Source organism: Nocardia sp. NPDC060255 (assembly GCF_042727395.1).
Classification (GTDB): Bacteria; Actinomycetota; Actinomycetes; order Mycobacteriales; family Mycobacteriaceae; genus Nocardia.
In genome coordinates this window covers 139,050-152,823 of sequence record NZ_JBHXAU010000001.1, presented here as the reverse complement: position 1 = coordinate 152,823, position 13,774 = coordinate 139,050, and the positions used below count along the sequence as shown (strand labels likewise).

Annotated in this window: 14 protein-coding genes; 6 read left to right on the top strand and 8 right to left on the bottom strand. The window is 68.4% G+C overall.

Annotation, left to right across the window (positions count from 1 at the left end; translation table 11 throughout):
* Window positions 1-15: 15 nt before the first annotated feature.
* From ACFWF1_RS00735 to ACFWF1_RS00725, 3 genes are all read right to left on the bottom strand, one after another.
* The gene (locus tag ACFWF1_RS00735; protein WP_379284190.1) at window positions 16-462 is read right to left on the bottom strand and encodes a hypothetical protein; all 447 of its coding nucleotides are present in this window, start codon (window positions 460-462) and stop codon (window positions 16-18) included.
* A gap of 126 nt (window positions 463-588) precedes the next feature.
* Window positions 589-1,275, bottom strand: coding sequence for a TrmH family RNA methyltransferase (locus ACFWF1_RS00730; protein WP_379284191.1), 687 nt, complete (start codon window positions 1,273-1,275; stop codon window positions 589-591).
* A 57-nt stretch (window positions 1,276-1,332) separates the two neighbouring features.
* Complete coding sequence (locus ACFWF1_RS00725; RefSeq protein ID WP_379284192.1) at window positions 1,333-1,668, bottom strand: DUF4190 domain-containing protein; 336 nt, start codon at window positions 1,666-1,668, stop codon at window positions 1,333-1,335.
* 92 nt (window positions 1,669-1,760) lie between these two features.
* On the opposite strand from ACFWF1_RS00725, the gene ACFWF1_RS00720 reads away from it, so the two are divergent.
* From ACFWF1_RS00720 to ACFWF1_RS00710, 3 genes are all read left to right on the top strand, one after another.
* Window positions 1,761-3,131 (top strand): sensor histidine kinase, encoded by a 1,371-nt coding sequence (locus ACFWF1_RS00720; protein ID WP_379284193.1) that lies wholly within the window; start codon window positions 1,761-1,763, stop codon window positions 3,129-3,131.
* Entirely contained in the window at window positions 3,128-3,781 is a 654-nt protein-coding gene (locus ACFWF1_RS00715) for a LuxR C-terminal-related transcriptional regulator (protein WP_379284194.1), read from the top strand. The genes ACFWF1_RS00720 and ACFWF1_RS00715 overlap by 4 nt, the downstream gene beginning before the upstream one ends.
* A gap of 260 nt (window positions 3,782-4,041) precedes the next feature.
* Window positions 4,042-5,127, top strand: a complete 1,086-nt coding sequence (locus ACFWF1_RS00710) for a glycoside hydrolase family 76 protein (RefSeq protein ID WP_379284459.1) — start codon at window positions 4,042-4,044, stop codon at window positions 5,125-5,127.
* A 40-nt stretch (window positions 5,128-5,167) separates the two neighbouring features.
* Here ACFWF1_RS00710 and ACFWF1_RS00705 read toward each other — a convergent pair whose 3' ends face one another.
* Both ACFWF1_RS00705 and ACFWF1_RS00700 read right to left on the bottom strand, forming a co-directional pair.
* Window positions 5,168-5,818: a DedA family protein gene (locus ACFWF1_RS00705; RefSeq protein WP_379284195.1), complete on the bottom strand. Its 651-nt coding sequence runs from the start codon at window positions 5,816-5,818 to the stop codon at window positions 5,168-5,170.
* Between the two features lie 52 nt (window positions 5,819-5,870).
* The gene (locus tag ACFWF1_RS00700; protein ID WP_379284460.1) at window positions 5,871-6,527 is read right to left on the bottom strand and encodes a DedA family protein; all 657 of its coding nucleotides are present in this window, start codon (window positions 6,525-6,527) and stop codon (window positions 5,871-5,873) included.
* A gap of 342 nt (window positions 6,528-6,869) precedes the next feature.
* Between ACFWF1_RS00700 and fbaA the strand changes: the two genes are divergently transcribed.
* Both fbaA and ACFWF1_RS00690 read left to right on the top strand, forming a co-directional pair.
* On the top strand, window positions 6,870-7,904 hold the full coding sequence (fbaA, locus tag ACFWF1_RS00695; protein WP_379284196.1) for a class II fructose-bisphosphate aldolase: 1,035 nt from the start codon (window positions 6,870-6,872) through the stop codon (window positions 7,902-7,904).
* A gap of 34 nt (window positions 7,905-7,938) precedes the next feature.
* Window positions 7,939-9,057, top strand: coding sequence for a BTAD domain-containing putative transcriptional regulator (locus tag ACFWF1_RS00690; RefSeq protein ID WP_379284197.1), 1,119 nt, complete (start codon window positions 7,939-7,941; stop codon window positions 9,055-9,057).
* A 3-nt stretch (window positions 9,058-9,060) separates the two neighbouring features.
* Here the strand turns inward: ACFWF1_RS00690 and ACFWF1_RS00685 are convergent, their stop codons facing one another.
* From ACFWF1_RS00685 to ACFWF1_RS00675, 3 genes are all read right to left on the bottom strand, one after another.
* Window positions 9,061-9,375, bottom strand: a complete 315-nt coding sequence (locus ACFWF1_RS00685; protein WP_379284199.1) for an excalibur calcium-binding domain-containing protein — start codon at window positions 9,373-9,375, stop codon at window positions 9,061-9,063.
* Between the two features lie 100 nt (window positions 9,376-9,475).
* A complete protein-coding gene (locus ACFWF1_RS00680) occupies window positions 9,476-10,549 on the bottom strand; it encodes a fused (3R)-hydroxyacyl-ACP dehydratase subunits HadA/HadB (protein ID WP_379284200.1) in 1,074 nt (357 codons plus the stop codon).
* Between the two features lie 213 nt (window positions 10,550-10,762).
* Window positions 10,763-13,165: a hypothetical protein gene (locus ACFWF1_RS00675; protein ID WP_379284202.1), complete on the bottom strand. Its 2,403-nt coding sequence runs from the start codon at window positions 13,163-13,165 to the stop codon at window positions 10,763-10,765.
* Window positions 13,166-13,319: 154 nt separating this feature from the next.
* Between ACFWF1_RS00675 and ACFWF1_RS00670 the strand changes: the two genes are divergently transcribed.
* Window positions 13,320-13,772 (top strand): DUF3151 domain-containing protein, encoded by a 453-nt coding sequence (locus tag ACFWF1_RS00670; RefSeq protein WP_379284203.1) that lies wholly within the window; start codon window positions 13,320-13,322, stop codon window positions 13,770-13,772.
* Window positions 13,773-13,774: the final 2 nt, after the last annotated feature.

Genomic DNA, 13,774 nt, shown 5'->3' with positions numbered 1-13,774 from the left:
GTGCCGCTGTACGGGTTACAGCACCACGATGATCCGATCCCGGTTCGCCGGATCGACCCGGATCGAGATGGTCTCGCCGACCGCGAGGCGCGGCTTGTCCGCCGGCGTGACGTCGAAAATGATTGTCCCCCGGTAAGTCTCGGATCCTGGAATGGTCAACTCCAAATCCAGTTCGGTCAGCTCGGTGTGATGATCGGTCCGCTCCAGCGGATGCACCCCGTGCACCGTCGCCCACCCTTCCAAGCCCTCCCGCCACAATCGCCGATCCGCCTTGGACGGCCGCGACGCCACCATCATGCCGATCCCCACGCACGTCCCGAACAGCCCGACCAACGCCACGATCTGATACGGCAACGTCCCCGACGGCGTGTGCTGAACTATCCAGCCCAACCACAGCCCGAGCACAACCAGGTACGCGGCGGTCACCGCGAGCACCGTGCGCAAAATTCGCCCGTGATCCATCCCAGCCTCCACCGGCGACTGCCGGACCTTCAGGATAGGCCCGCAGCGGCACTGACGTGCGCAAATCAGGGCGTGACAGTCGGGCCGTGGCGGCCGTTCCGGTCGGTTCGCTATGCGCCGGATCCGCTACCAGGCGTCGGCGAGATCCGCGTGCTGGCGGACCCAGGCGTGCATGGCGATTCCGGCGGCGACGCCCGCGTTGATGCTGCGCGTCGAGCCGAACTGGGCGATCGAAACGGTCATGGCCGCAGCGTCTTTCGCGTGCTCGGTGACGCCGGGGCCCTCCTGGCCGAACAGCAGCAGGCAGTCGCGCGGCAGCTCCGCGGTTTCCAGCGGGACCGAGCCCGGCACGTTGTCCACCGCGACCACGGTGAGCCCTGCGCGCGCGGCGAAATCCAGCAGCTCGGCGATGCTCGCGTGATGCTCGATGTGCTGATAACGATCGGTCACCATGGCGCCACGCCGGTTCCACCGCTTCCGGCCGACGATGTGCACGGCCGCGGCGGCGAAGGCGTTGGCGGTGCGGACCACCGTGCCGATGTTGGCGTCGTGCCCGAAGTTCTCGATGGCGACGTGGAACGGGTGCCTGCGCCGGTCGATGTCGGCGACGATGGATTCGCGCGTCCAATAACGGTAGGCGTCGACCACGTTGCGGCGGTCGCCGCCGCTCAGTAGTTCGGGGTCGAGCCGGGGATCGTCCGGCGGCGGCTCGGCATGCTCGGCGGCCCACGGGCCGACACCGTGCGGGTGCTCGCCCCACTCGGTCGGCCCGGGTGGGTCCTGCTCCGCCGCGTCCGGCACTGGGTGATTCACTCCGACGATGCTAATTCCGTCCCCGGCCGCGCTGTCATGCGGCCGGATCGGCGCGGGTCAGTACGTGTTGGTGCTGCTCCAGACGCCGACCAGGCCGAGCACGACGAACAGCACGACGAACAGGATGCCGACGATGATCAGCGCCGAGGCGATGATCCCGCAGACGTAGCCGACCATCACATTCGAGCGCCCGCCCAGCGCACCGCCGGACGCGTCGATCTCGTTGAGCGCCCGCCTGCCCAGCACCCAGGCGACCGGGCCGATGATCTGACAGAACACCAGGCTGAGAATGCCGAGGATCAGGATGATGGTGGCCTGTGGGTGTTCCGGCGGCGGTCCGTAGGCCCCGTAGGCTGGATAGCCGTACGGCGGCTGCTGCGGCGGGTAGCTCATCAGCTGGATGGTAGTGGGTGTAGCTGGCTACACCACATATTCGGCGGACAGCTCCATCGAACACCGCCGCCGCGCCGACAACCATGGGAGCCATGACCGAGACACACGCCGAACCCACCCTCGTGCTCGACCCGACGCCCGGAAAAGCCGGGCGTTCCGCCGAGCGGGTGGCCCGTGCCGTGCTACGCGCCCCGTTCCAGGCCCGCTTCTGGAAAGAACTCGTCTACGTATTCACCGTGTTCGTCCTCGGCTGCCTCGCCGTCGCGTACATGTACCTCATGGGCGGCGGTGCGGCGATCGCGGTCACCATCGTCGGGCTGCCGCTGCTGGCCTTGATCCTGCTCGGCGGCCGGACCTGGGCCCGGATTTATCGGGCGCTGGCCAAGGATCTGCTCGACACGGAAGTGACGCCACCGCCGCCGTTTCAGTCGGGGCCGGGCGTGCTCGGCTTCGTCAAGAGCGCGTTCACCGATCGGGCCAGTTGGCGGGCCGCGTTGTTCCTGCTCGCGCAGTCGGTGCTGGGTGTCGTGGTCGGCTGGCTGCTGCTGATCGTTATCGCGATGACGGTGTTCGTCGCGCTCTCACCGATCCCCTGGTGGCTTTTCGATCCGATCAACATTGATGCCCAAGGCGTGGAACATCATTCGCTGGCCCAGTTCGGTGACTACTACATCGAGACCTGGCCTCGGGTGCTCGGCCTCGCGGCGCTCGGTGTCGTCGGCTGCTTCGCGCTGCCCTGGCTGCTGCGTGCGGTCTGCTGGATTCATCGACTGCTGACCATCGCGCTGCTGAGCGTGACCGCGGGCGATCGGCGGATCGTCGAGCTGCAGCAGGGCAGGAAGGCTGCGGTCGACGATTCGACGGCCACGCTGCGGCGGCTGGAGCGGGATCTGCACGACGGCACCCAGGCCCGCCTGGTCACCATCGCGATGGCGCTCGGCCGGGCCGAGGATCGGCTGTCCACGGGCGGCGATCCGCGCGACCTGATCGCGGACGCGCACGCCAGCTCCAAGGAGGCGCTGACCGAATTGCGCGAGCTGGTGCGCGGAATCCACCCGCCCGCACTGGAACTCGGGCTCGCCCCGGCCCTGGAGACCCTGGCCGCGCGCAGCTCGGTTCCGGTGGAGCTGCGGGCACACCTGCCCGAACGGCCGGATCCGGCGATCGAGGCGATCGCCTACTTCTCGGTGGCCGAGTTGATCACCAATGTGATCAAACACGCCAACGCGACCCGGGCCTGGATCTCGGTGGTCCCGACGGACGCGCGGACCATCGCGGTCACCGTGCGGGACAACGGAATCGGCGGTGTGCTGCAACCCGCCCCGGGCGAATTCGCCGCGGGCAGTGGGCTTTCCGGCCTGGCCGCGCGAGCGCGCACCGTCGACGGCACCCTCACCGTGCAGAGCCCGACCGGCGGCCCCACCGTGGTCACCATCCTGCTGCCGAAAGACGGCTCGCGATGAACGAGTCGCTGCGCATCGTGATCGCCGAGGACAGCGCGATCCTGCGGGACGGGCTCGCGGGCCTGCTGACCGAACGCGGTCACGAGGTGGTCGCCATGGTCGGCGACGCGACAACATTGAGCGACGTGGTCGGCCTGCACAATCCCGATGTCGCCGTGGTGGACGTGCGGATGCCACCGAGCTTCACCGACGAGGGCCTGCTCGCCGCCATCGAACTGCGCCGCAAGTACCCGATGACCGGCGTGCTCGTATTTTCCCAATGGGTCGAAACCCGTTACGCCACCGAACTTCTCGCAAGCGGCGCGAGCGGTGTCGGCTACCTGCTCAAGGACCGGGTGGCCGACGTCCGCGATTTCGTCGACGCCCTCCACCGTGTCGCCACCGGCGGCACCGCCCTAGACCCGGAGGTGGTGAGCCAATTGATGGGCGCATCCCGGCAACAGGATTCCCTGACCCGCCTCACCCCGCGCGAACGCGAGGTCCTCGAACTGATGGCACAGGGCCTGTCCAACAACGCCATCGCCACCAGCCTCACCGTCACCGAACGCGCCGTCGAAAAACACATCGGCAACATCTTCACCAAACTCGACCTACCCCCCTCCGACACGCACCACCGCCGCGTCCTCGCGGTGCTGCGCCTGAAGGGCTGATCGGTGCTGCCGCCGGAGATTCGGCCGAACAGTGCGGGTCCGGCGCATCGGATGTCTGTAGGACATGGGTGCGAGAACAAATACACATCGCTTGTGTAACAAATCGGGCGCGGAAATCCGGGCGGGGCTGGCACCATTGGTGCATGACCACGCGGAGGGCACAGGATCCGCGGCGCGCGACGCCGCGGTCGCTGGGTGAACGCTCGCAGGCCGGGCGGGATGCCGCAGTGACACCTGCGCTGTGGTCCGAACGCGCGGACATGGCGGAATCGGCGATCGTGTCCCGGCATGTGCGCGCGCTGTGGGCATTGCCGGGGACCGAGCTCGGGGTGGTCGGCTGGCCGGCGACCAAGCGGGAGCGCGCGTTCGGGTCGTGGCACTACTGGTGGCAGGCCCACCTGATCGACTGCGCGGTCGACGCCGCCAACCGGCTGCCAACCCCGGTGCGGCGCAAGCGGATTGCCGCGATCGCGCGCTCGCACCGCATCCGCAACATCACCGGCTGGACCAACAAGTACTACGACGACATGGCCTGGCTGGCCATCGCGCTGGAACGCGCCGAGCGGACCGCAGGCGTCACCGAGGCGCGCGGCGGGCTGATCGCGTTGGAGAAGCCGCTGTACGAGGGCTTCGATCCGACGGTCGGCGCCGTGCCGTGGCGCATCGGCTCCGACTATTACAACGCGCCCGCCAACGGCCCGGCCGCCATCGCGTTGCTGCGGCTCGGGCGGCACGCGCGAGCCCAGGAGATGGCCGACTGGCTGGACGCGACGCTTCGCGATCCGGAGAGCGGCCTGATCCTCGACGGCATCCACCTGCCCTCCGGCGAGATCGAGCGTCCGGTGTTCAGCTACTGCCAGGGCGTGGTGCTCGGCGTGGAAACCGAATTGGCGATGCACACCGGCGAGCCGAGACACGGCGAGCGCGTGCATCGATTACTCGAGGCCGTCGAAGAGCACATGACCACCCGGGGCATCGTCAACGGTGGCGGTGGCGGCGACGGCGGACTGTTCAACGGCATCCTGGCCCGCTACCTCGCGGTGGTCGCGCTGATGCTGCCCGGCGACGACAAGGCGCAGCAGGAGACTCGACGCTGTGCGGCCCAGATCGTGCGCGCCTCGGCGACGGCCGCCTGGGCGAACCGGCTCGAGGTCGAGGGCGAGCCGCTGTTCGGGCACGACTGGAGCCAACCGGCGACGCTGCCCGGTGGTATCGCGGGTGCGGGCCACTTCACCGCCGGCGGCTCGGTGACCTCGTCCAAGGTGCCCGAACGCGACCTGTCGGTGCAGCTGTCCGGCTGGATGCTGATGGAGGCCGCCTACCTGGTCAGCGCGGCCGGGTTGTAATCAGTCGGACTGTAATCGGCCCTGCGACTTCGCTTTCCGCTCAGCCGTCCGCGTCGGTGATGCCGCTCGGCGAGGTCTCCAGCTCGAATTCCTCTGCGGGCTTGGCCATTTCCTGCCGGTAGTGCCGGATCCCCAGCACCGTTCCGATGATCAGGCCCAGCACCAGCGTGCCGATCACGATCGGCATCAGCCACGGCACCCGATCCAGGAAGCCGCCCGCGTAGTACCCGATGAGCAGCAGTATCGGCGCCCAGATGATCGCGCCGACGGTGCTTGCCACCGTGAACTTGCGATGATCCATGCCCGCCGCGCCCGCGACCGTCGGGCACAGCGTGCGCACCCACGGAATCCAGCGGGCGACGAGCACCGCGACGAACCCGTGCCGCTCCAGCAGTTCGGTGACCCGTTGCAGATTGCGGGTGTTGATGTAGCGGCCGTTCTTGCGCGCCACCAGGCGATGCCCGGTCCGCGCCCCGATGACATAGCCCACTTGATTACCGGCGATGGCCGCGAGCATGGTGCCCACCGACAGCGCCCACACCTGCGCTTCGCCGGAGGCGTTGGACGCCATCACGATGCCCGCGGTGATCAACATGGAGTCGCCGGGTAGGAAGAGCCCGAGAATGACCGCGCACTCGATGAAGACAAAGGCCAGAACCACTGTCCAGACGAGCGCGGGCCCCGCTGACATCAGCGGATCGAAATTGCCCACTGCTAGGGGCGAGGACGCCGCGATCACGAGCTCAGCGGGTCGGCTCGTTCGTCGAGACGGACAACTCGGCTTCTTGCCGGGCCGCCGGCTCCGCGCCACGGTTGAGCAGCTTCTTCGCCACCGCGAAGATGCCGGGCAGCACCGAGATCAGCACGATGAGCAGGAAGATCGCCTCGACGTGGTCGCGGATGAAGGCGACATTGCCGAGGAAGTAGCCGAGCACGGTCACGCCGCCGCCCCACAGCACCGCGCCGACGATGTCGAACGCGACGAACTTGCGGTAGTCCATCTTGGACACACCGGCCAGCACCGGCATGAAGGTGCGCACGATCGGCACGAACCGGGCCAGGATGATGGTCTTGGGACCGTACTTCTCGAAGAACTCGTGCGTCTCGGTCACGTAGTGCTTCTTGAAGAAACGGGTGTCTTCCTTGTGGAACAGCGCGGGCCCGATCGCCCGGCCTATCCAATAGCCGCTCTGGTCACCGGCGAAGGCGATCGCGATCACGGCGGGCAGCAGCAGCCAGATCGACACCGGCGGATTCGCCTGCGCCGCGAGCAGGCCGCCGGTGAACAGCAGCGAATCGCCGGGCAGGATCGGGAACAGCAGGCCGGTCTCGATGAAAACGATCACCAGGATGGCCGGGAGCACCGCGTTCTTGAGCCACGTCTCCGTGAGCAGGTGCATCGGGTCGAGCAACTCTTTGAGAGCGAGGTTGCTCGTCACCGATTCTGTCGCTGCCAGCAGAATCACGCGGTCTCCTGTTCTGGATACGGCTGGCCTGATCGCTTGCCATCGCATCGGAAGCTGCCAGCGTAATTACCGGCCCCACAGTACCGGGTTCGACTGAGAAACCCCGCGCTGTGCGCGAAACTACCGACTGGTCACCTGATGGTTCCCGGTCGACTACCGGCTGGTCACCGGTATTGACCCGGCTCCGGCCTCCCTGGATACCAGGCGAAACACCGCTGTCCTAGTGTGGTGGCTGACAAAATAGGTCTTTGCCGCAACAATCACGGAGGTCTTACTGTGCCCATCGCGACTCCGGAGGTCTACGCCGAGATGCTCGGTCGGGCCAAAGCGAACTCCTTTGCCTTTCCCGCCATCAACTGCACGTCGTCGGAGACGATCAACGCGGCCATCAAGGGCTTCGCGGACGCGGGTAGCGACGGCATCATCCAGTTCTCCACCGGCGGTGCCGAATTCGGTTCCGGCCTGGGCGTGAAGGACATGGTCACCGGTTCGGTCGCGCTGGCCGAATTCGCGCACGTGATCGCCGCGAAATACGACATCACCATCGCGCTGCACACCGACCACTGCCCGAAGGACAAGCTGGACGGATTCGTCCGGCCGCTGATCGCCATTTCCCAGGAGCGGGTGAAGAACGGGCAGCCCCCGTTGTTCCAGTCGCACATGTGGGACGGTTCCGCGATCCCGATCGACGAGAACCTCGAGATCGCCAAGGAACTGCTGAAGGCCTGTGCGCAGGCCAACATCATCCTCGAGGTCGAGATCGGCGTCGTCGGCGGTGAAGAGGACGGCGTCGAGGCCGAGATCAACGACAAGCTCTACACCTCGCCCGAGGACTTCCAGAAGACCATCGACGCGCTGGGCGCGGGCGAGAACGGCAAGTACCTGCTCGCCGCGACGTTCGGCAACGTGCACGGCGTGTACAAGCCGGGCAACGTCAAGCTCAAGCCCGAGGTGCTGGCCGAGGGCCAGCGGGTGGCCGCGGCCAAGCTCGGCCTGAGCCAGGACGCGCAGCCGTTCGACTTCGTCTTCCACGGCGGCTCCGGCTCACTGAAGTCGGAGATCGAGGATTCGCTGCGCTACGGCGTGGTGAAGATGAACGTCGACACCGACACCCAGTACGCGTTCACCCGGCCGATCACCGGCCACATGTTCACCAACTACGACGGTGTGCTCAAGGTCGACGGCGAGGTCGGCAACAAGAAGGTCTACGACCCGCGCAGCTACCTCAAGAAGGCCGAAACCTCGATGGCGGCACGTGTCACCGAGGCGTGCAATGATCTGAAGTCCGCGGGAAGGTCGATCAGCGCCTGACCCACTCATCAACCCACCGGGGGCTCGACAGCTCATGTGTCTGGATGTGCGCGTGCTCGGGCCCGTCCGGTTGCTCGTCGGCGGTGAGCCGGTGGCGGTCGGCGGGCCCAAGCCGCGGGCTCTGTTGGCCGCGCTCACCGTGAATCGGCGGCGCGCCGTGTCGTCGGCCGCGCTGGCCGACATGGTGTGGAACGAGGATCCGCCCGACTCCTACGCCGCCAGCCTGCAGGTATTCGTCTCGAATATCCGTAAGGCGCTGCGTAATTCGGGAGTGGATCCGGCGACGGTGTTGCGCACCGAATCCTCCGGCTATCGCCTGGAAGTGGCCGAGACCGCCTGCGATCTCGGCCGTTTCGAGGCGACGCGGGAGGCGGGCAGCCGGGCGGCCGCGCTCGGCGATCACGCCGGTGCCGCACAGCTTTTCGGTGCCGCGCTGCGTGAATGGAGCGGCCGCGCGCTGGCCGATCTCACCGGCCTGCAGTTCGCCGACGGCTTCGCCACCGCGATGGACGAGGAGCGCCTCGCCGTCGCCTCCGCCCGGATCGACGCCGAAATCGCCCTGGGGCGTGCGTCATCGGTGATCGGCGAGCTGGTCGCGATGACCGGCGAGCATCCGCTGCGCGAGCCGCTGTGGGGCCAGCTGATCACCGCGCTGTACCTGTCCGGCCGACAGGCCGACGCGCTCGACGCGTGCCGCCGGGTGCGGGCCGTGCTCGCCGACGAACTCGGCATCGACCCCGGTCCCGCGCTGATCGAGCTCGAACATCGGGTGCTGCGCCAGGAACCGCTCGGCGCGGCCGAACACCGGCAGGTCGAACGGATGGCCGCGGCGATGACCGAGACCGTCACCGAGGCGCCGAGCACGGTGCGCAACGGACAGCTGCGGATGCCCGACGGACGGGTGGTCGCGATCGCGCAGGGCGGCCTGCGGATCGGCCGGATGACCGACAACGACCTGGTGCTCGACGACCCGAAGGCCAGCCGGTACCACGCGCACATCATGCCCAGCCGGGCCGGTCTGCTGATCAAGGACCTGCACTCGGCCAACGGCGTCTACGTCAACGACGACCCGATCGAGAACGGCGCGCTGCTCGCCGACGGGGACCAGATCCGCATCGGCGCAACGATGTTGATCTTCCAGGCGGTCTTGTAGGCGTCAGTCGCAGGCGATGCCGTCGCCGTCCTGGTCGAGGAAGGAGTTGTAACCGGGCTCGCCGCGGTAGAGCGTTCCGACGCCTTCGGCGCGCACCTGATCGCAGTCGGTGTAGATCTTGGTCGATCGCTTCTTCTGGTCGCTGTCGCCGTTGCCGTTGCGATCCGGCGTCGGCAACGAATCATTCGGGCTGTCGATAAAGGTTGCGGTGGTGGGTGCTGCGGCGGAGGCGGTCGACGGCACCAGTGCGACGACGCCGACCACGAGACATGCGGCGCCGATCGCCGGTGCCACGCGGCGCATTACTGAGTAGGTCACGACTCCATCGTGCGCCGAAACAGCGCGCCGCGGGGTGTGGATCAGCTGTGAGCCGGAAGCCGTGCCGGAGACCTACGCTGACCTGCGACGGAACGGGTCCTCAGGATAGTCGGACCTCGGCGATGGCCCGCCCGAACAACTTTCGGCCCTCCGAGGTGCCACCGAGCACGATGGTCGCGGTCCGGGTATCCGGATCGAGCGACTTGATCCGGCCGACGAAGTCGACCGTGCTCGCCGCGTTCGCGGTCACCGGCACGAAGCCGGAGAACCGCACGCTGAACTTCTCGATGGCGGTCGGATCGCCGAGCCAGGAGGTCAGGTAGCCACCGGCCAGGCCCATGGTCAGCATGCCGTGCGCGACCACCGTCGGCAGGCCGACCAGCTGGGCGGCGTGGTCGCTGAAGTGGATCGGGTTGGCGTCGCCGGACACTCCCGCGTAATTGGCCAGGTCGCCGCGGGCCAGCCGGAAGGATCCGGCGGGCAGCTGGTCGCCGACGGCGAGCTGGTCGAAGTCGGGCAGCGTCTGCACCGGCAGGATCGCGCGCTCGGCCGCCGGGGCGGGCAGCTCGCCGAGGCCGAGCGGGATCAGCGCCGAGGTGTCGTCCAATCCGTCTTCGGCCGTGGGGAATTCGACCACCTGGCCGTGCATCATGATGTTGTCGACCACCTCGGCGAGGCTCGGGTCCACCTCGACGCCGCGGCGCGCCACGATCGTGGTGGAGCCGATCAGCGCGAGCTCGCCGTGCTGGTTGACCAGGGCGGAGCGGACCACCACGAAATCGTTGTCGCCGAACTGCCGGATCGACTCGATCAGGATCTCGCTGGTGAGCCGGTCGCCGGCCAGGATGGGCCGGTAGGCCTGGAAGACCTGATCGGTCTGCAGGATCTGGGACAGGTCGTATTCGGTGAGCACCGATTCGAGCAGCGAGCGGGTGCCGGACGAGCCGATGACCGAGGCGAAGGTGGGCGGTGCGATGACGGCGTCGTGGCCGAGCTTGTGCGCGTCGGTTTCCTGGTGATGCGCGCCGTGGTGGTTCTGCACCGCTCGCGCGAACTCGCGGATCTTCTCCCGGCCGACCTCGTAGTGGTCCCGCACCCGGAACCGCTGTCCGGCCAGTGTCGCCGTCTGCTGCACGTCATCGGTTTCGAGCGCCATCGTCTGTTCACTGCCCATGATGCGGCCACGCTACTAATGAACAGGACCGTTGACCAGCTGAGTGTGAGCAGCGCTACCGCCGATCGATGCGGAATTGCTATCGAATTCGCCAGGTCTTCACTTGCGGGCTCGTGACGTGCGATCTATAGCGATCGGCGGTGATGTATATCGGCTATAAAACGTGAAAAGGCTGCCCGGCGGACGGGCAGCCTATTTCACGTTTCCGGTCGATTACGGAGTGCTGGTCGGCGGGTCGCAGACCTTCCAGCCGTTGTCCGTCTGCTGGAGATCGAAGGTGCGTGCCGAGCGCTTGTTCGGATCGGCCTCGGTGTAGACGGTGGCCTGGGCGACCGCGGTCTTGTCCGTGATCTTGACCGCATCGACCTCGTCCACCACCGGAATAGTGCGCCGGTCCATCGACAGCTGGTGCACGCCGGCGAACTGATCCGCCGGAATGCCCTTGTAGAAGTCGTGCAGTGGACCGCAGGTGGTGCTCTGCAGGGTGGTCAGATCGCCGGTCTTCAGCGCCTGCGTGTAGTCGGTGATCGCGGCGCGGACCTTGGTCTCCGGCGAATTGTCCGTCGAGTTCGCGAACACCGCCACGATCACCCCGACCAGCACGACCACCAGCGCGGCCGCGCCCGCCACCGCGAGCAGCCAGCGCTTGGAGCGGCCCGGTGCGGACGCTGGTGCAACCGCGTCGACCGGGGCCTGCGCGGGTGGGGCGATCCGCTGCGGTTGCGCGATCGGCCGCGGTTGCGGCGGACGCGGTCCGCCGAGCTGCTGTGCGGGCATCGTCGGCTGGATGTCCGCGGGGGAGGGCGCGGAACCCGGTCGCGGCAGGCCGGGCTGCGGCGGGGCGGGGCGAGTGTCCTCGACCGGTCCCGGTCCGCTCGGCGGCGACGAAGGTCCTTGCGGACCAGGCTGTTTCGGGCCGGGGGCGGAGCGCGGCGTGGCCGGGGGCTTGGTGATCGGCACGCGCCCGCCGCTCGGCGTGACCCGGTCGGTCCCGGCGGGCTTCGGCGCGTCGGCGGGGCGCTGGATCGGCAGCGCTACGGTCTGCGCGTCGTCCGGCTTGATCACCGGCATGGCCATGGTCACGTCTTCGGACCCGGGCGGTGCCTGTTGACCGGGGCCCGACTGCATCTTGACGGTATCCGCCTCGGGCGCGGCGTCCTCGACCGGCGGGCCGGGCCGCTGCACCCGCATCACCGTGGTCGGCGCGTCCCCGTCGGGCACCTGGTCCTTCGGGGCGGCTTCCGCAGGTGGCACCGCCGCAGCGGGCTTGTCGGGTGTGCCGGCCTGGGCCGCAGCGGCTTTCGTGCCACCGAACCAAGGGCTGGCCTTCGCGCCCCGCTTGATCGCTTCGGTCTTCGCCTCGGACGCGGCTGTGCCGCTGGCGATTCCGCCTTGGGCAGCTGCGGCCGCCGGCGCGCCCGACCCACTGGTTGTCTTATCGGACCCGGCGGTATCGGGTGTCGCTGTCGCGGCGTTGCCGGGCACGGGGCTGTTTTGTTGCGCGGCAGCGGGTGTCGAGCCCGGCTGGCCCGTCGGCGCAGACGGTGCCGATGCTCCCGTGCTAGCCGGAGTGGAGCCGGGCGCGGGCGAATCGCCGCGCTTGATCGCGGCACTTTCCGCAGTACCGAGGGCGCCGCCCTTGGCGATGTCGGAAACCACGTCGCCCGAAGCGGGCTTGTTTTGTTGCGTTCCTGCGGTTTTCGCGCCCGGGGCGGTAGCACCAGTTCGGGAAGACTCGGCGCCGGACTTGTTCCGGCCGTCGCGTTGGATCGCTTCGGTCTCGGCGCCGTCGGCCGCCGGGCGATCACTCGAAGCGGGGCCATCCTGTTGAGCCGCGCCGGTTTTCGGGCTGGCCGAAGCTGTTTCAGCAGCTCCGCTCGAGGCGCTGGCTCCGGCCGCACCGGCGGATGCGCCGCCCGTAGACGTTGCCGCGGCACCTGGCGCTGCCTGCTTTGCCGCGTCGGCTGAGCCGGGTCGCGGGGCGGCGGTGCCGGGTGGATTCGCGGGCTGTGCGGGTGGACTGATCTTGGGCACGGACCTGGGGTCCACCGCGCCGGGTTGTTGCCCTGCGGCACCGGCCGGTGTCGAGGGAGCCGCCGGGCCGGACTTCGCGTCGGCCGCTGCGGTTCCCTGCGCGGAAGAGGCTGCCGCTGCGGTATTTCCGGGCGTCGCACCGGATGCGGCGGCGTCCTTGCCCTGCACGGCGGCGGCACCACTCGCAGCGGCTGGCTTACGCACGCCCGCTTCGGCGGAGCTGCCGGAGCCTCGGCCTGAGTTCGGGGCCTTCGGCGCGGCGGAGTCCGTACTTCCCGAACTGGCGGTTTCCGCAGCGGAGCCCGTTGTACCCGCGCTACTTCCGGCCGTCGCACCTGGCTTGCCGGGAGCAGTGCCGGACTTCTCGGCAGCCGGTGCGGTCGAGCCCGGGTTCGCCGCACCCTTGGTCGTCGGAGCCGAGCTGTCCGGAGCGGGGATGGGCCGGGTGGGAGCGGCGGGCTTGGCCGCCCCGGCGACCGGGTTGCGTTCCGTGGTGGCGTCGGGACGTGCGTCAGCTGCGGCCGGGGTTGCCGGGGTGGCGCTCTCCCGCGCCGGGTTCTTGTCGTCGTTCGGGTCGGACACGCACTACCCCTCGCTCAGGCGGAACAGTTGAACTCGACGGCCAGCTTAACGGGCACACCCGAACGAAGTCCGACTTCACAGCGCGCATGGCCGCGGCTAAATGTCTGTCCGTTTGTCCGGAGTGAATGCGGAGGTAACCGGTCATCGGTGCACAATGAACCGCATGACCTCGTTCGGTGATCTGCTCGGCCCCCAACCGGTACTCCTCCCCGAAATCTCCGACGCGGAAGAAGCGTTGCTCGACAAGGCCGATCCGGTCCGCGTCGCGGCCGACCATCCGGCCGCGTCGATCGCCTGGGCCTACCTGGCCGAGGCCGCGTTGACCAGGGGCGAAGCCCAGGACGAACCGATCAACCACGACATCGTCGCCGCATACGCGTTCGCCCGCACCGGTTACCACCGCGGCCTCGATCTGCTGCGCCGCAACGGGTGGAAGGGTTTCGGCCCGGTCCCGTGGAGCCACGAGCCCAACCAAGGTTTCCTCCGCAGTGTCGGCGCGTTGGCTCGTGCGGCCAAGATCATCGGCGAGACCGAGGAGTACGCGCGCTGCCTCGATCTGTTGGAAGATTGCGATCCGCGTGCTGCGGCTGAGCTCGGTCTCGACTGAGA